This window comes from Serratia sp. CY81684 (assembly GCF_052166595.1).
In the GTDB taxonomy this organism is placed as follows: Bacteria; Pseudomonadota; Gammaproteobacteria; order Enterobacterales; family Enterobacteriaceae; genus Serratia; species Serratia nematodiphila.
On sequence record NZ_JBJNOO010000003.1, the window covers coordinates 368,411 to 384,472 of the forward strand.

The 16,062-nt window shown below is 61.2% G+C and carries 16 protein-coding genes; 14 read left to right on the forward strand and 2 right to left on the reverse strand.

Annotated features, from left to right (window positions below; all coding sequences use genetic code 11):
• The first annotated feature begins 78 nt into the window (after positions 1–78).
• From ACJ8QF_RS09610 to mlaA, 8 genes are read left to right on the forward strand one after another with little or no spacing between them, the layout of a single operon-like run.
• Positions 79–816 carry a heme ABC transporter permease gene (locus ACJ8QF_RS09610; RefSeq protein ID WP_004936270.1) on the forward strand — a complete coding sequence of 246 codons (738 nt, stop codon included), beginning with the start codon at positions 79–81 and terminating at the stop codon, positions 814–816.
• The gene (gene ccmD / locus ACJ8QF_RS09615) at positions 813–1,049 is read left to right on the forward strand and encodes a heme exporter protein CcmD (RefSeq protein WP_004936267.1); all 237 of its coding nucleotides are present in this window, start codon (positions 813–815) and stop codon (positions 1,047–1,049) included. Before ACJ8QF_RS09610 ends, ccmD begins: the two co-directional genes overlap by 4 nt.
• Entirely contained in the window at positions 1,046–1,540 is a 495-nt protein-coding gene (ccmE, locus tag ACJ8QF_RS09620) for a cytochrome c maturation protein CcmE (RefSeq protein ID WP_004936264.1), read from the forward strand. The genes ccmD and ccmE overlap by 4 nt, the downstream gene beginning before the upstream one ends.
• The gene (locus ACJ8QF_RS09625; protein ID WP_442537480.1) at positions 1,537–3,507 is read left to right on the forward strand and encodes a heme lyase CcmF/NrfE family subunit; all 1,971 of its coding nucleotides are present in this window, start codon (positions 1,537–1,539) and stop codon (positions 3,505–3,507) included. Before ccmE ends, ACJ8QF_RS09625 begins: the two co-directional genes overlap by 4 nt.
• The gene (locus tag ACJ8QF_RS09630) at positions 3,504–4,055 is read left to right on the forward strand and encodes a DsbE family thiol:disulfide interchange protein (RefSeq protein ID WP_442537481.1); all 552 of its coding nucleotides are present in this window, start codon (positions 3,504–3,506) and stop codon (positions 4,053–4,055) included. The genes ACJ8QF_RS09625 and ACJ8QF_RS09630 overlap by 4 nt, the downstream gene beginning before the upstream one ends.
• Complete coding sequence (locus ACJ8QF_RS09635) at positions 4,052–4,519, forward strand: cytochrome c-type biogenesis protein (RefSeq protein ID WP_015378622.1); 468 nt, start codon at positions 4,052–4,054, stop codon at positions 4,517–4,519. Before ACJ8QF_RS09630 ends, ACJ8QF_RS09635 begins: the two co-directional genes overlap by 4 nt.
• Positions 4,519–5,733 (forward strand): c-type cytochrome biogenesis protein CcmI, encoded by a 1,215-nt coding sequence (gene ccmI / locus ACJ8QF_RS09640; RefSeq protein WP_049189245.1) that lies wholly within the window; start codon positions 4,519–4,521, stop codon positions 5,731–5,733. Before ACJ8QF_RS09635 ends, ccmI begins: the two co-directional genes overlap by 1 nt.
• A gap of 28 nt (positions 5,734–5,761) precedes the next feature.
• Entirely contained in the window at positions 5,762–6,520 is a 759-nt protein-coding gene (gene mlaA / locus ACJ8QF_RS09645; protein WP_004936247.1) for a phospholipid-binding lipoprotein MlaA, read from the forward strand.
• A 117-nt stretch (positions 6,521–6,637) separates the two neighbouring features.
• Here mlaA and fadL read toward each other — a convergent pair whose 3' ends face one another.
• Positions 6,638–7,960 carry a long-chain fatty acid transporter FadL gene (gene fadL / locus ACJ8QF_RS09650; protein WP_004936243.1) on the reverse strand — a complete coding sequence of 441 codons (1,323 nt, stop codon included), beginning with the start codon at positions 7,958–7,960 and terminating at the stop codon, positions 6,638–6,640.
• 405 nt (positions 7,961–8,365) lie between these two features.
• On the opposite strand from fadL, the gene ACJ8QF_RS09655 reads away from it, so the two are divergent.
• The 4 genes from ACJ8QF_RS09655 (at position 8,366) to sixA (ending at position 13,206) form a co-directional block, all read left to right on the forward strand.
• A complete protein-coding gene (locus ACJ8QF_RS09655; protein WP_004936240.1) occupies positions 8,366–8,662 on the forward strand; it encodes a YfcZ/YiiS family protein in 297 nt (98 codons plus the stop codon).
• A 197-nt stretch (positions 8,663–8,859) separates the two neighbouring features.
• Complete coding sequence (gene fadI, locus ACJ8QF_RS09660; protein WP_004936237.1) at positions 8,860–10,170, forward strand: acetyl-CoA C-acyltransferase FadI; 1,311 nt, start codon at positions 8,860–8,862, stop codon at positions 10,168–10,170.
• Entirely contained in the window at positions 10,170–12,335 is a 2,166-nt protein-coding gene (fadJ, locus tag ACJ8QF_RS09665; RefSeq protein ID WP_088381818.1) for a fatty acid oxidation complex subunit alpha FadJ, read from the forward strand. The genes fadI and fadJ overlap by 1 nt, the downstream gene beginning before the upstream one ends.
• A 388-nt stretch (positions 12,336–12,723) precedes the next feature.
• A complete protein-coding gene (sixA, locus tag ACJ8QF_RS09670; RefSeq protein WP_004936230.1) occupies positions 12,724–13,206 on the forward strand; it encodes a phosphohistidine phosphatase SixA in 483 nt (160 codons plus the stop codon).
• A gap of 69 nt (positions 13,207–13,275) precedes the next feature.
• On the opposite strand, the gene smrB is transcribed toward sixA, so the two are convergent.
• On the reverse strand, positions 13,276–13,806 hold the full coding sequence (smrB, locus tag ACJ8QF_RS09675; protein ID WP_004936226.1) for an endonuclease SmrB: 531 nt from the start codon (positions 13,804–13,806) through the stop codon (positions 13,276–13,278).
• Positions 13,807–13,976: 170 nt separating this feature from the next.
• Here smrB and prmB point away from each other — a divergent pair, with 170 nt between their 5' ends.
• Positions 13,977–14,909: a 50S ribosomal protein L3 N(5)-glutamine methyltransferase gene (gene prmB, locus ACJ8QF_RS09680; protein WP_004936224.1), complete on the forward strand. Its 933-nt coding sequence runs from the start codon at positions 13,977–13,979 to the stop codon at positions 14,907–14,909.
• Between the two features lie 65 nt (positions 14,910–14,974).
• Positions 14,975–16,060: a chorismate synthase gene (gene aroC / locus ACJ8QF_RS09685; protein ID WP_004936219.1), complete on the forward strand. Its 1,086-nt coding sequence runs from the start codon at positions 14,975–14,977 to the stop codon at positions 16,058–16,060.
• Positions 16,061–16,062 lie beyond the last annotated feature (2 nt).

A 16,062-nucleotide genomic window follows, 5' to 3' on the forward strand; every position in this document is an offset into this window, starting at 1 on the left:
GTACCCCGCAGAAGATTTTCGCCGTTTCGAACGCTCGAGGCGGCCGACGCATAAAAATTACCGTGAGCACTGACGACAATGTGGAAATGGTTACATCAACTGGCGCGGCCTGAACGGCTGTATCACGTCTGCGGCCGCTTTATCCCCTGGCTGGGGCTGGCGGCGGCGGCCTGCCTGCTGCTTGGCTGGGCATGGGGCTTTGGCTTCGCGCCGAAGGATTATCAGCAGGGCGACAGCTTCCGCATCATTTATATTCACGTGCCGGCGGCCATGTGGTCGATGGGCATCTACGCCTCGATGGCGGTGGCGGCGTTTATCGGCCTGGTGTGGCAGATGAAAATGTCCGATACCGTGGTGGCGGCGATGGCGCCGATCGGCGCGGTGTTCACCTTTATCGCGCTGGTGACCGGCTCCGCCTGGGGCAAGCCGATGTGGGGCACCTGGTGGGTGTGGGACGCGCGGCTGACCTCCGAGCTGGTGCTGCTGTTCCTCTATATGGGCGTCATCGCGTTGTATAACGCCTTCGAAGACCGCCGCCTGGCGGGCCGCGCCGCCGGCATTTTGGTGCTGGTGGGCGTGGTGAATATCCCGATCATCCATTTCTCCGTCGAATGGTGGAATACGTTGCATCAGGGTTCGACCAATATGCAGCAATCCATCGCGCCAAGCATGCGCACCCCGCTGCGCTGGGCGATCCTCGGCTATCTGCTGTTGTTCGTCACGCTGACGCTGATGCGCCTGCGCAATCTGATCCTGTTCCAGGAGCGCCAGCGCCCGTGGGTCGCCGGGCTGGTGAATAAGGAGCGTCAGTCATGAATGCCGCATTCGATTCCTGGTCGGCGTTTTTCGCCATGGGCGGTTATGCCTTTTATGTCTGGCTGGCGGTCGCCGCCACGCTGATTTCGCTGTTGGGGCTGGTGGCGCACACCGTCTGGCAGCGGCGGCAGTTGCTCGCCGAGATCGGCCGCCGTCAGGCGCGCGAACGGCGCATTCGCCATGCGCAACAGTCAAAACAAAAATCCGCCGCACCGCGGGAGAAATCATTGTGAATCCACGTCGTAAAAGCCGCCTTTATCTGGCGATCGTTGTGCTGATCGGCATCGCGCTGACCGCAACCCTGATGCTGTACGCGCTGCGCTCCAACATCGATCTGTTCTATACCCCGGGGGAAATCCTGCAGGGCAAGGGCGAAAACCACGAGAAGCCCGAGGTCGGCCAACGGCTGCGCATCGGCGGCATGGTGATGCCCGGCTCGGTGAAACGCGATCCCAATACGCTGCAGGTCAGCTTCAAGATTTACGACGCGCGTGGCGCGATCGGCGTAACCTACACCGGCATTCTGCCGGATCTGTTCCGTGAAGGGCAGGGCGTGGTGGCGCAAGGGGTGCTGGGCGAGGGCAACGTGGTCAATGCGCGCGAAGTGCTGGCCAAACACGACGAGAAATACACGCCGCCGGAAGTGGCCGACGCGATGAAAGAGAATCACAAAGGGCCGGCGGAAGCGTATAACGCGCCGCAGGCGGAGGGCGCCAAGTCATGATGCCGGAACTGGGCAGTTTTCTGCTGTGCCTGGCGCTGGCGATCGCGCTGCTGCTGAGTATTTACCCGCAGTGGGGCGCGGCGCGGCAGGACAGCCGCATGATGGCGGTGGCCCGGCCGCTGACCTATGGCATGTTCGCGGCGATTGCGCTGGCGTTCCTGTGCCTGGTGCATGCCTTCGTGGTCAACGATTTTACCGTCGCCTACGTGGCCACCAACTCCAATACCCGACTGCCGGTGTATTACCGCATCGCCGCCACCTGGGGGGCGCATGAAGGTTCGCTGCTGCTGTGGGTGCTGCTGCTGAGCTGCTGGTCGCTGGCGGTGGCGTTGTGCAGCCGGGCGATGCCGCAGGATGCGGTGGCGCGGGTGCTGTCGGTAATGGGCATGATCACCGCCGGTTTCCTGCTGTTCATCATCATGACCTCCAATCCGTTCACCCGCACGCTGCCGAACTTTCCGATCGACGGCAGCGATCTCAACCCGCTGCTGCAGGATATCGGCCTTATTTTCCACCCGCCGCTGCTGTACATGGGCTATGTCGGCTTCTCGGTCGCCTTCGCGTTCGCCATCGCCTCGCTGATGGCCGGCCGGCTCGACACCGCCTGGGCGCGCTGGTCACGCCCGTGGACCACCGCTGCCTGGGTGTTCCTCACGCTGGGCATCGTGCTCGGATCGGCCTGGGCCTACTATGAGCTGGGCTGGGGCGGCTGGTGGTTCTGGGATCCGGTGGAGAACGCTTCCTTTATGCCGTGGCTGGCCGGCACCGCGCTGATGCATTCGCTGGCGGTGACCGAGAAACGCGGCACGTTCAAAGCCTGGACGGTGTTGCTGGCGATCACCGCTTTCTCGCTGTGCCTGCTGGGCACCTTCCTGGTGCGCTCCGGCGTGCTGGTCTCGGTGCACTCCTTCGCCTCCGATCCGGCGCGCGGCATGTTTATCCTCGCTTATCTGGTGATCGTGATCGGCGGCTCGCTGCTGCTGTATGCGGTCAAGGGCGGCCAGGTGCGCAGCCGGGTACAGCACGAGACTTTCTCGCGCGAGACCTTCCTGCTGGGCAACAACGTGTTGCTGATCGCCGCCATGCTGGTGGTGCTGTTGGGCACGCTGCTGCCGCTGGTGCACAAACAGCTGGGGCTGGGCAGCATCTCGATCGGCGAGCCGTTCTTCAACACCATGTTCACCTGGCTGATGGCGCCGCTGGCGCTGCTGTTGGGCATCGGGCCGCTGGTGCGCTGGCGCCGCGATGAGCCGGGCAAGCTGTGGCGCCGCCTCGGCGTGGCGCTGCTGGTGACGCTGGTGCTGTCGATTCTGCTGCCGTGGCTGCTGCAGGACAGCATCGCCGGCATGACGGTGGTGGGCCTGATCATGGCGCTGTGGGTGATCATCCTGACGCTGATGGAGTTGCATGAGCGCGCCACCCACCGCCACGGTTTCTGGCGCGGTCTGCGGCAGCTGTCTCGCAGCCACTGGGGCATGGTGCTCGGCCACCTCGGCGTGGCGGTGACGGTAATCGGCATCGCCTTCAGCCAGAATTACAGCGTGGAGCGCGACGTGCGGATGAAGGCCGGCGACAGCGTGGATATCCACAACTATCACTTCGTGTTCCGCGACGTGCACGACATTAGTGGCCCGAACTACAGCGGCGGCGTCGGCATCATCGACGTCACGCGCAACGGCAAACCGGAGGCGACGCTGCACGCGGAGAAACGCTACTACAGCGTGGCGCGCAGCATGATGACCGAGGCGGCGATCGACGGCGGGTTCAGCCGCGATCTGTACGCGGCGCTGGGCGAGGAGCTGGAAGACGGATCCTGGGCGGTGCGTCTGTATTACAAACCCTTCGTGCGCTGGATCTGGTTCGGCGGTGTCTTTATGGCGATCGGCGGCCTGCTGTGCATTCTCGACCCGCGTTATCGCATGAGCAAGAAGCTCAAGCGTGAAGGCAAACTGGAGGCGCAATCATGAAGCGTAAGCTGCTGTTTATCCCGTTGGTGCTCTTCCTGCTGCTGGTGGCGGCTCTGATGGTGCAGCTCACGCGCAACGCGGGCGGCGAAGATCCGACCATGCTGGAGTCGGCGCTGATCGGTAAGCCGGTGCCGACCTTCAGGCTGGAATCACTGGATCAGCCTGGCAAAACCTACGATCAGGCGGTGCTGCGCGACGGCAAGCCGATCTTGCTCAACGTCTGGGCCACCTGGTGCCCAACCTGCCGCGCGGAACATCAGTATCTCAATACGCTGGCGGCGCGCGGCGTACCGGTGGTCGGCCTGAACTACAAAGACGATCGCGCCAAGGCGGTGACCTGGCTCAACTCTCTCGGCAATCCCTACGCCCTCAGTCTGTACGACGGCGACGGCATGCTGGGGTTGGATCTCGGGGTGTACGGCGCGCCTGAGACCTTCCTTATCGACGGCCAGGGGATTATTCGCTATCGCCACGCCGGCGACATGAATGAGCGCGTCTGGCAGCAGGAAGTGCTGCCGCTGTATAAAAAGTACGGGGGTGAGGCATGAGGCTGATTGTTCTGCTGTGCGCCGCGCTGCTGAGCTGGAGCGCCGCCGCGGCGATCGATACCTATCGCTTCAACTCCGTCGAGCAGGAGCAGCAGTATCGCGAGTTGACCGAACAGCTGCGCTGCCCGAAATGCCAAAACAACAGCATTGCCGATTCCAACGCCATTATCGCCGCCGACATGCGCACCAAGGTGTACGAGCTGATGATGCAGGGGCAAAGCAAGCAGCAGATCATCGATTACATGGTGGCGCGTTATGGCAACTTCGTCACCTACGAGCCGCCGGTAACGCCGGCGACGCTGATCTTGTGGATCGGCCCGCTGCTGTTCGTATTGATCGGCGGGGCAGTGGTGATCCTGCGCACCCGTCGCAAGCCCGACGCGGCGGTGGACGATGCATTCTCCGAACGGGAACGGCAGCGCCTGGCGGCGCTGTTGCAAGAGACTGACAGGAAGAAACCCTAATGGCTTTTTGGCTGATTATTTGCGTGTTGCTGGCCGGCGCTGCCGCGTTGCTGGTGGTGCCGGCGATGCGCCGCGGCAAGCAGAGCGCCGCCACGCGCGATGCGCTGAACAAGGCGTTTTATCAGGATCGCCTCAGCGAGTTGGAGCAGGATGAGCAGCAGGGCGTGGTAGCCGAGCGCCCGGAGCTGGTCAAAGAGCTGCAACAGAACCTGTTGAACGACATCCCGGCCGAGCAGATGGCGCAGGCGAAGCCGATCAACCGCTGGGCGCTGGTGCCGGGCGTGCTGTTACTGCTGGCGGTGACCGTTGGCTTTTATCTGAAAACCGGCGGGCTGGCGCAGGTGCTGGACTGGCGTCTGGTGCAGGCGCAAATGCCGGAATTGCGCGAGCGCGTTGCCAATGAGCGCGCCAAACCGCTGAGCATGGAAGAGATTGCTCGCCTCGGGCTGGGGCTGCGCACCGCGCTGCAACAGGACGATCGCAACATCAATGACTGGATGATGCTGGGGCGCGTCGGCATGGCGCTGAATAATGCCACCACCGCTACGCAGGCGTTTGCTCATGCTTATCAATTGGATCCGAATAGTCTGGAAGTGCGGCTCGGCTATGCCGAGGTCTTGACGCGCTCCAACGATCCGGAGGATAACAAGCAGGCGGCGCAGCTGTTGCGGCGCATGATCGCGGAAAACCACGGCGATCCGCGGGTGCTGAGCCTGCTGGCGTTCAATGCCTTCGAACAGGGCGATTTCAAGCAGGCGATCGGCGCCTGGCAGGTGATGCTGCAGCTGCTGCCGGCCAACGATCCGCGCGCGGAAGTGATAAAGCGCAGTATTGCACAAGCAAAAGCCCAGGCAGGCGGAGAAAATGTTAAACTGAATGTGACCGTTGCGCTGTCACCGCAGGCGGCGAAAGCCATGCCGCCGCAGGGGACGCTGGTCATTTCGGTCACCGACGGCGTCAGCCCGGTGCCGGTCGCGGTAAAACAATTGCCGCTGAGCCGTTTTCCGCTGTCTTTCTCACTGGATGACAGCAACGCCATGATGCCCGAGCGTCTGCTCTCGGCGCAGCATCAGGTGCAGGTGCGTGTGCGCCTCTCACAGGACGGATTGGCCACGCCGCAGCCGGGGGACTGGTTCGGCGAAAGCTCGCTGCAGACATTCAGCGGTAAAGAGCAGGTTAGCGTTCAGATAAACAAGCAGGTCCCTGAAAAATAAGACCGAACGTGTTTTTATGGAGAAAAATATGAACTTTCGCCTGACTGGGGTGGCATTCGCAACGGTATTACTGGTGGGCTGTGCCAGCGCGCCAGACAACGATCCGCAAGGGCGTTCCGATCCGCTGGAAGGATTTAACCGGACGATGTTCGACTTCAACTACAACGTCCTGGATCCTTATATCCTGCGTCCGGTCGCGGTGGCCTGGCGCGACTACGTGCCGATGCCGGCGCGTAACGGCATCAGCAATTTCACCTCCAACCTGGAAGAGCCGGCCAGCATGGTCAACGCCTTCCTGAAGGGCGATCCCTACCGCGGGATGATCCACTTCAACCGTTTCTTCCTGAACACCCTGCTCGGGATGGGCGGCCTGATCGACGTGGCCGGCATGGCCAACCCGAAACTGGCGCGCGAAGAGCCGAACCGTTTCGGCAGCACGTTGGGCCATTACGATGTGGGCTACGGTCCGTACGTGATGCTGCCGGGCTACGGCAGCTTTACCCTGCGTGAAGACGGCGGCGACTTTGCGGATACGCTGTATCCGATGCTGAGCTACCTGACTTTCTGGATGTCGGCGGGCAAATGGGTGGTCGAGGGGATCGAAACTCGCGCTCAACTGCTGGATTCCGACGGCCTGCTGCGCAACTCCTCCGATCCTTATGTCATGGTGCGCGAAGCTTACTTCCAGCGCCACGACTTCATTGCCAACGGCGGTTCGCTCAAGCCGGAAGAGAATCCGAACGCCAAGGCGATTCAGGGCGATCTGGACGAGATCGACTCGCAGTAACCACCGGCCTTATGCCCATGAAAACCCGCCGTCTGGCGGGTTTTTTTACGCCCGCGGCGAGCGACAGGCAAAGAAAAAGCGCCCCGCGGGGCGCTTTGGCATCCATCTCAGGCGAGATTAGAAGCGGTAGTTGAAGTTGGCGCCGTACAGCCAGGCCTTGCCTTCGGAGGTGAAGGTGTAAGGACCTTCATTGATGGTGACTTTCTGGCCGTGCATGTAGGACACGCCGACGTCAACCGAGGCGTCTTTGTTGAACGCATAGGTGGTACCGGCACTCAGCCAGAAACGGTCCTGATCCGGAATGGAGATCGAACGGTTTTGGGCAGGCACCGGGCTGTCATCGAAGGCGATACCGGTACGGAAGGTCCAGTTATCGTCGTAGAAGTAGGTGGTGCCCAGCGCGATACGGTAAGCGTCTTTGAAGCCTTCATGCTTCTGGAACAGGGTCTGGCCGTTGTTGCCGGTGGCTTTCAGCTCCTGGAACTGGCTCCAGCTGGTGTAGGCCAGGCTGTAGTGGATAGCCCACTGCGGCGCCACTTTGTTGTAGCCGGACAGTTCCCACATTTCCGGCAGGTGCAGGCTCAGAGAACCCGGAATGGTGGTGCCGTTGGTGCCCCACGGCAGACCTTGAGAGGCCAGCAACGGGTTGAAGGCTGAAGGCAGGCTGCTTTTGTAATCGCCGTCAAAGTCGATTTTCACTTCTGAGCGATAGGTGAAGCCGTAACGGTTGTTTTCATCCACTTCGTACAGAATACCGGCGTTCCAGCCGAAGCCCCATTCGTCGCCTTTCAGGTGCGAAATCTGGGTATCTGCCGGGATCTGCGAAACCGGGCCGGCCAACTGTGGCGGTAACTTGCCCGATCCGGCGATCAGTTTTGGCAGATCGCCGGCATAGCGCTCGAGTTTGGCCTTGGCATAAACGGCGTCAAAGCCCAGGCCGAAGCTGAAGTTCTTGTTCAGGCGATAAGCGCCGCTCAGGTTAAGGTTCAAGGTTTCCAGGTCGGTTTTGCCGCCCATGGAACCCGCCGCGTAACCGTCGTTGTATTCGGTCGCCAAACCGAAGTTGCTGGTGACCGAGCCGCCTACGGCGAATTGATCGTTAATCGGGTGAACATAATGCAGGTTTGGCACCCAGGCTGTCGGCGCGATGTTTTTCGCATCCAGGCTGGCGCCGGAAGGGGACCGGCCACTGATATCGACGTCCGGATCGATGAAGACTGCGCCGAAAGAAAGTTCCGGGCGGGTATACATCATCAACAACGCCGGGTTGCGGCTTGCGGAAGCCGCCGTATCCGCCATGGCGCCTTCGCCAGAATACGAACGTCCTAAACCAGCTGATGAGAACTCATTCAGCTGGAATCCTGCGGCAGACACGTTTGAAGAAATAATTGCCACTGCAGCTGCGAGAGCTGATTTAGTCAATAGGTTTTTCTGGCTCATGACCAAAACCTCATTATGTGTTTATTATTTAAACTATTGTTACACGAAGTAACAAGGAGCGCGGGATTGTAGGGTCCGTTATCGTTCAGACAAATCAGACCAGTGGCTGAAGTATAGGTCTGACCTGTGAAAATGTTGCAAGTTTGTTTTTGAAATATTTCCAACCTGATATCAAAAAAGAGATCTGCTTAACAAAAAGCCAGCGGTAAATAACAAAATTCTTACCATTCCTTAGCAGTCGCTCATTTTTATTTGTGATTTCCATCACTTAAAACACCCAGTAAAAGTAAGTGCTAGTGATTGCCGGCGCGGAAGCGTAAAATACCTGCAGAATTTTGTGGCTTTGTGCCGGTGAGTGAAACGGCAATTTGGGCTGATAACCGAGGCCCTTGAGGAGAACCAATCATGTCAGATGCAATTAATAAATGCAGCGCCCAGGAAACCGCCGCGTGTTGCTGCGTGGATGTCGGCACCGTAATGGATAACACCGATTGCACCGCATCCTACAGCCAGGTGTTCAGTAATCAACACGATGCGGAGGCGATGTTGGCGGCCCTGAGCGAAAAGGCGCGCGCGGTCGAATCCGACCCTTGTGACATCAGCAGTAGCATTAAACCGGTTGACGGCGGCGTGCAATTGGAGGCTGATTTCACCTTCGCCTGCCAGGCGGAAACTCTGATCTTCCAGCTCGGCCTGCGTTAATCCCGGCTTTACCCCCGGCGCCGCCTGTTGCGCGCCGGGGATTTCCTTTCCCGTGCCCCCTCCCGATAGAAAGTGCGCCTGCTCGCAGTTTTGATCTCTGCCGGTTTGCCAAATGTAACCGTTTGGTTAACAATGACCTCATCAGGTCAGACCTCTTTCTGCCCATTGCGCTGACGTTATTTTCTTCAGGAGCATTTATGAGTAAGGCACTGCCGTTGGTGACCCGTCATGGTGACCGCATTGCGATTGTGAATGGACTGCGTACCCCCTTTGCCAAACAGGCGACCGCCTATCACGGCATTCCGGCGGTGGATTTAGGGAAAACGGCGGTGAGCGAGCTGTTGGCGCGCAGCGGTATCGATCCGCAGCTTATCGAGCAGCTGGTGTTCGGCCAGGTGGTGCAAATGCCCGAGGCGCCGAACATCGCGCGTGAAATCGTGCTGGGCACCGGCATGAGCGTCCATACCGACGCCTACAGCGTGTCGCGCGCCTGCGCCACCAGCTTCCAGGCGATCGCCAACGTGGCGGAGAGCATCATGGCCGGCAGCATCAGCGTCGGCATCGCCGGCGGGGCGGACTCTTCTTCCGTCTTGCCGATCGGCGTCAGCAAGGCGCTGGCGCGCACGTTGGTGGACGTCAACAAGGCGCGCACGTTGTCGCAGCGCCTCAAATTGTTCAGCCGGCTGAAATTCCGTGATCTGATGCCGGTGCCGCCGGCGGTGGCGGAGTATTCCACCGGCCTGCGCATGGGCGATACCGCCGAACAGATGGCGAAAAGCCACGGCATCACCCGTGAAGCGCAAGATGCGCTGGCGCACCGTTCCCACGAGCTGGCGGCCAAGGCCTGGCGGGAGGGGTGGCTGCGCGATGAGGTGATGACCGCCTACGTGCCGCCATACCGCGCACAGCTTTCCGAAGACAACAACATCCGTAAAGACTCCAGCCTGGCGTCTTACGCCAAGCTGAAACCGGCGTTCGATCGCAAACACGGCAGCGTTACTGCGGCCAACAGCACGCCGTTGACCGACGGCGCGGCGGCGGTACTGATGATGAGCGAATCGCGCGCCAAAGAGCTGGGCCTGCAGCCGCTCGGCTATCTGCGCAGTTTCGCTTTCGCCGCCATCGACGTGTGGGAAGACATGCTGCTGGGGCCTTCCTACGCCACGCCGCTGGCGCTGGATCGCGCCGGCATCGGTCTGGCCGATCTGACGCTCATCGATATGCATGAAGCTTTCGCCGCGCAAACGCTGGCTAACCTGAAGATGTTCGCCAGCGAAGCGTTCGCCCGCGAGAAGCTTGGCCGCAGCCAGGCGATCGGCGAGGTGGACATGGACAAATTCAACGTCCTGGGCGGTTCCATCGCCTATGGCCACCCGTTCGCCGCCACTGGCGCGCGCATGATCACCCAGACGCTGCGTGAGCTGAAACGCCGCGGCGGCGGGCTGGGCCTGACCACCGCCTGCGCCGCCGGCGGGTTAGGGGCCGCGATGATCGTGGAGGTGGAATAATGAGTTTCGAAAACGCATTGCATGAACAGCGCGCCAAACCGTCGGCCTTTCAACTGACGATCCGCCCCGACAACATCGGGGTGATCACCATCGACGTGCCGGGTGACAAGGTCAATACGCTCAAGGCCGAGTTCGTCGAACAGGTCAACGACGTGCTGATCCGGGCGCAGCAGCACACTGCACTGGAAGGGCTGGTGATCGTTTCCGGCAAGCCGGACTCGTTTATCGCCGGTGCCGACATCACCATGATTGCCGCCTGCACCAGCGCCAAAGAGGCGGAAACGCTGGCCAAGAAAGGGCAGAGCACGCTGGCGCAGATCGCCGCTTTCCCGGTGCCGGTGGTCGCGGCCATCCACGGCGCCTGCCTGGGCGGCGGCCTGGAATTGGCGCTGGCCTGCCACGGCCGCGTCTGTTCGCTGGATGACAAAACCGCGCTCGGTCTGCCGGAAGTGCAGCTGGGCCTGCTGCCGGGCTCTGGCGGCACTCAGCGCCTGCCGCGCCTGATAGGCGCTGCCAAGGCGCTGGACATGATCCTGACCGGCAAGCACATTCGCGCCCGCCAGGCGCTGCGCATGGGGCTGGTGGACGACGCCGTGCCGCAATCGATCCTGTTGCAGACCGCCATCGAGCGGGTGAAACAGGGCTGGAAACATCAGCGCGAGCTGCCGTGGCAGGATCGCCTGCTCAATGGCCCGCTGGGTAGAAATCTGCTGTTCAGCATCGTGCGCAAGAAAACGTTGGCGAAAACCCACGGCAACTACCCGGCGGCGGAGCGCATTATTCAGGTGGTGCGAACCGGGCTGGATCACGGCAGCGCCAGCGGCTATGAGGCCGAAGCGCGCGCCTTTGGCGAGCTGGCGATGACGCCGCAGTCGGCGGCGTTGCGCAGCCTGTTCTTCGCCTCCACCGCGCTGAAAAAAGAGCGGGGCGGCAATGCTCAGCCGCATGCCCTGCATCGCGTCGGCATTCTCGGCGGCGGCCTGATGGGCGGCGGCATCGCCTGTGTCACCGCCACGCGCGGCGGTTTGCCGGTGCGCATCAAAGACATCAATGAAACCGGCATCAATCACGCGCTAAAATACAGCTGGGACGTGCTCGGCAAACGGGTACGCAGCAAGCGCATGCGCCCGGCGGAGCGGCAAAAGCAGATGATGCTGATCTCCGGCTCTACCGATTACACCGGCTTTGAGCAGGTGGATATTGTGGTCGAGGCGGTGTTTGAGGATCTGGCGCTGAAGCAGAAAATGGTGGCCGAGGTCGAAGCGAACTGCGCGCCGCATACCGTGTTCGCTTCCAACACCTCTTCGCTGCCTATCGGCCACATCGCCGAACAGGCCCAGCGGCCGCAGCAGGTGATCGGTCTGCACTACTTCAGCCCGGTGGACAAAATGCCGCTGGTGGAAGTGATCCCGCACGCCGGCACCAGCGAAGAGACCATCGCCACCACCGTGGCGCTGGCGCACAAGCAGGGCAAGACCGCCATCGTGGTGGGCGACAGCGCCGGTTTTTATGTCAACCGCATCCTGGCGCCGTACATCAACGAAGCGGCGCGCTGTCTGCTGGAAGGCGAGCCGATTGAGTCGCTGGACAAGGCGCTGGTGGACTTCGGTTTCCCGGTCGGCCCGATTACCCTGCTGGATGAAGTGGGCATCGACGTCGGCACCAAAATCATTCCGGTGCTGGTTGAGGCGCTGGGGCCGCGTTTCGCCGCGCCGGCCGCGTTCGATGCGGTGCTGAAGGACGGGCGTAAAGGGCGCAAGAACGGCCGCGGCTTCTATCTCTACCCGAGCGAAGGGCAGCAGCGGCAGCGGCGTAAACGTGCGGATACCTCATTGTATACGTTGCTCGGTGTCACGCCGAAGGCGCACATGCTGCCGGCGACCGTCGCCCAGCGCTGCGTGATGATGATGCTGAACGAAGCGGCGCGCTGCCTGGATGAAGGCGTGATCCGCAGCGCGCGCGACGGCGATATCGGTGCGGTGTTCGGCATCGGTTTCCCGCCGTTCCTCGGCGGCCCGTTCCGCTATATGGACGAGCTCGGCGCCGAGAAAGTGGTGAAGACGCTGGACTACCTGCGCCAGCAGCACGGCGAGCACTTCGCGCCGTGCGAGCGCTTGCAGCGCATGGCGCAGCAGGGCGAGCGCTTTTACCCGCTGGGGAGCTGAACGCAGGGCGGCCCGATTTGCACTATAGTTGCAACAGGGTCGCGTTGTGATCGCCATCACTCCTTGCGACAGCGTCAGCCGGTGAGGCTGTACAGCAAGGCTGAGGCAGCGGTAAGTTAGCTTGACCGCCATCAATAAATTTCATGGCGGCAAGGTTAAAATTTAACCCGTTGAATTGATTGTTCTGTGAGCAATCGAGGTTTGCCCGGGGAGGGTTGCTGTAAAAAACAGCGTTTTCTTTAGGCAAACTTTCAGGCAAAATGCCCGGCCGCCATAAAGAGACGGCGCGTTATCGTTTTAAAGCTTTGGCTTTGGGTTGGAAAACTCGGCGGTACAGCACGCACGGCGTTTCTGTATAGCGTTACTTTGTCAACAACAGCGGTGCAATATGCAAGTTTTGATTATGCGTCACGGAGAGGCGGCGCTCGAGGCAGCCAGCGATGCGGTAAGGCCCCTTACCCTGTGCGGCCGCGACGAGTCCCGTCAGATGGCGGCCTGGTTGAACACCAAGTCTGTGGATATTGAACGCGTGCTGGTCAGCCCCTATCTGCGGGCCGAACAGACGCTGGCGACGGTGCGTGAAGCCTTGACGCTGCCGGAGGGCGAAGAAGTGCTGCCCGAGCTGACGCCGGGCGGCAACGCCGAACAGGTCGGCAGCTATCTGCAGGCGCTGGCGATGCAAGGGGTGAGCTCGGTGCTGATCGTGTCGCACCTGCCGCTGGTGGGGTATCTGGTGGCCGAACTGTGCCCGGGCGAGTGCCCGCCGATGTTCGCGACCTCGGCGATTGCCAACGTCGATCTGCCGGCGGACGGCAGCTACGGCAAGTTTGAATGGCAGGTCAGCCCATCGCAGGTGATGGCCAAAGTGTGAACCGCGGATGCGGTGCGGAATAAACTCAGGGCGATGTCTGACATCGCCCTGAGTCGTTTCTGTGGGGGGTTACTCAGCCAGCTCCACCAACAGCAGGATGGCGGCGTTGCCACCCCATTCCTTCGGCGCCTGGTGGAACGCCAGCACGTCGGGGTGCTGCGCCAGCCACAGCGGCGTTTGCTGCTTGAGGATGTGCTTGCCGTGCCCATGCATCACGCAGGCGCAGTGCACGTGCTCGCGTTTGCAGGCGGCGATCAGCGCCCCCAGCTCCTGCTTGGCCTGCAGTTGGGTCAGGCCGTGCAAATCGAGAAACAGCTCCGGCGAGTAATCGCCGCGCCGCAGCTTCTTCAGCTCATACGGGCTGCTGCCGGGGCGCACGTAGCGCGTCGGGCCTTCCTCTTCCAGCTGCGGCTGGTATTCATCTGAAAAATAATAGCTGGCATCGACCTGCTCCTGCAGCAATCGCTGCGGCGCAATCTGTTTGACCTTGGGCTTCGGCGGACGGTGGACGATGGTGTCCTGGCGCAGCTTTTTCGCGCCCGCCACCGACTCTCTGAAGAGCTGTTGTTCGTCTTTGCTCAGAGGGGGCTTGTTCTTCATGCTTCATTCACCGGAAATCGTTTATTTCGCTAGTTTACCTTGTGAATGAGCGCTGTCGACGCAAAACTCGGGCCAGAGTGAAAAGCGCGAGGGGCAAGCGTGATTTGTCGCGGGCTTCATGGCAAACTATGCGGCTAAATCATGAAACACAGCGCCTGCCGGAGGGCAAATTGGACAAAATTTTCGTCGACGAAGCAGTGAACGAACTGCACACCATTCAAGATATGCTGCGCTGGACGGTAAGCCGCTTCAACGCCGCCAATATCTATTATGGTCACGGAACCGATAATCCGTGGGACGAAGCGGTGCAATTGGTGCTGCCAAGCCTGTTCCTGCCGTTGGACATTCCGGAGGACATGCACACCGCCCGTCTGACTTCCAGCGAGCGCCATCGCATCGTTGAGCGCGTGATCCGCCGCGTCAACGAACGCATCCCGGTCGCCTATCTGACCAACAAGGCCTGGTTCTGCGGCATGGAATTCTACGTCGACGAGCGCGTGCTGGTGCCGCGTTCACCGATCGGCGAGCTGATCAACGATCGTTTCAGCGCGCTGATCCCGCACCCGCCGCGCCATATCCTCGACATGTGCACCGGCAGCGGCTGCATCGCCATCGCCTGCGGCTACGCTTTCCCGGAAGCGGAAGTGGACGCGGTGGACATCTCCAGCGACGTGCTGGCGGTAACCGAGCGCAATATTCAGGCGCACGGCGTCGAACATCAGGTGATCCCGATCCGTTCCGATCTGTTCCGCGACGTTCCCGCGATCCAGTACGATCTAATCGTCACCAACCCGCCGTACGTCGATGCGGAAGACATGTCGGATCTGCCGCAGGAGTTCCGCTTTGAGCCGGAACTGGGGCTGGCGGCGGGCAGCGATGGCCTGAAGCTGGTGCGCCGCATCCTGGCGTGCGCGCCGGACTACCTGACCGACGACGGCGTGCTGATTTGTGAAGTGGGCAACAGCATGGTACATCTGATGGAACAATATCCGGACATCCCGTTCACCTGGCTGGAATTCGAAAACGGCGGCGACGGCGTGTTCATGCTGACCAAACAGCAGCTGGTGGATTGCAAGGATCACTTCAGCCTCTATCGCAGCTAAGCCGCATTTCCAAGGCCCGCATGGCGGGCCTCATAACGATAAAAGACTAACGGTAAGGAGCCGTGATGGCAGGAAACAGTATTGGGCAGATTTTCCGCGTCACCACCTTCGGTGAATCTCACGGGGTGGCGCTGGGTTGTATCGTCGACGGCGTGCCGCCCGGCATCCCGCTCACCGAAGCCGATTTGCAACACGATCTGGACCGCCGTCGTCCGGGCACCTCGCGTTACACCACCCAGCGCCGTGAACCGGATCAGGTGCGCATTCTCTCCGGCGTATTCGAAGGCGTGACCACCGGCACCAGCATCGGTCTGATCATTGAAAACACCGATCAGCGCTCGCAAGACTACAGCGCCATCAAAGACGTGTTCCGTCCCGGGCATGCCGACTACACCTACGAACAGAAATACGGTCTGCGCGACTATCGCGGCGGCGGCCGCTCTTCGGCGCGTGAAACCGCCATGCGCGTCGCGGCGGGTGCTATCGCCAAGAAATACCTGCAGCAGAAGTTCGGCGTGCAGGTGCGCGGCTATCTGGCGCAGATTGGCGACGTGACCTGCGAGCTGAAAGACTGGGATCAGGTCGAACAGAACCCGTTCTTCTGCCCGGATCCGGACAAGCTGGAAGCGCTGGACGAACTGATGCGCGCGCTGAAAAAAGAGGGTGACTCCATCGGTGCCAAGGTCAGCGTGATTGCTGAAAATGTGCCGGTTGGCCTGGGTGAGCCGGTGTTTGACCGCCTCGATGCCGATCTGGCGCACGCGCTGATGAGCATCAACGCGGTGAAAGGCGTGGAGATCGGCGACGGGTTCGCCGTGGTGACCAAACGCGGCAGCGAAAACCGCGATGAAATCACCCCGGAAGGCTTCCAGAGCAACCATGCCGGCGGCATTCTCGGCGGCATCAGCAGCGGCCAACCGGTGATCGCGCATCTGGCGCTGAAGCCGACCTCCAGCATTATGGTGCCGGGGCGCACTATCAATCGCCAGGGCGAAGCGGTGGAAATGGTCACCCGCGGTCGCCACGATCCGTGCGTGGGCATCCGCGCCGTGCCGATCGCCGAAGCGATGATGGCGATCGTGTTGATGGATCACCTGCTGCGCCAGCGCGCGCAAAACGGTGATGTGGTTTCCGACGTACCGCGCTGGTAATC

Excerpts from the sequence above, each read along its gene's own strand:
- ACJ8QF_RS09635 (WP_015378622.1), top strand. The coding sequence starts at position 4,052 with ATGAGGCTGATTGTTCTGCTGTGCGCCGCGCTGCTGAGCTGGAGCGCC.
- ccmD (WP_004936267.1), top strand. The coding sequence starts at position 813 with ATGAATGCCGCATTCGATTCCTGGTCGGCGTTTTTCGCCATGGGCGGT.
- ACJ8QF_RS09655 (WP_004936240.1), top strand. The coding sequence starts at position 8,366 with ATGTCAGATGCAATTAATAAATGCAGCGCCCAGGAAACCGCCGCGTGT.
- fadI (WP_004936237.1), top strand. The coding sequence starts at position 8,860 with ATGAGTAAGGCACTGCCGTTGGTGACCCGTCATGGTGACCGCATTGCG.
- ACJ8QF_RS09610 (WP_004936270.1), top strand. The coding sequence starts at position 79 with ATGTGGAAATGGTTACATCAACTGGCGCGGCCTGAACGGCTGTATCAC.
- fadJ (WP_088381818.1), top strand. The coding sequence starts at position 10,170 with ATGAGTTTCGAAAACGCATTGCATGAACAGCGCGCCAAACCGTCGGCC.
- fadL (WP_004936243.1), bottom strand. The coding sequence starts at position 7,960 with ATGAGCCAGAAAAACCTATTGACTAAATCAGCTCTCGCAGCTGCAGTG.
- ACJ8QF_RS09630 (WP_442537481.1), top strand. The coding sequence starts at position 3,504 with ATGAAGCGTAAGCTGCTGTTTATCCCGTTGGTGCTCTTCCTGCTGCTG.
- ccmI (WP_049189245.1), top strand. The coding sequence starts at position 4,519 with ATGGCTTTTTGGCTGATTATTTGCGTGTTGCTGGCCGGCGCTGCCGCG.
- sixA (WP_004936230.1), top strand. The coding sequence starts at position 12,724 with ATGCAAGTTTTGATTATGCGTCACGGAGAGGCGGCGCTCGAGGCAGCC.
- aroC (WP_004936219.1), top strand. The coding sequence starts at position 14,975 with ATGGCAGGAAACAGTATTGGGCAGATTTTCCGCGTCACCACCTTCGGT.
- smrB (WP_004936226.1), bottom strand. The coding sequence starts at position 13,806 with ATGAAGAACAAGCCCCCTCTGAGCAAAGACGAACAACAGCTCTTCAGA.
- ACJ8QF_RS09625 (WP_442537480.1), top strand. The coding sequence starts at position 1,537 with ATGATGCCGGAACTGGGCAGTTTTCTGCTGTGCCTGGCGCTGGCGATC.
- mlaA (WP_004936247.1), top strand. The coding sequence starts at position 5,762 with ATGAACTTTCGCCTGACTGGGGTGGCATTCGCAACGGTATTACTGGTG.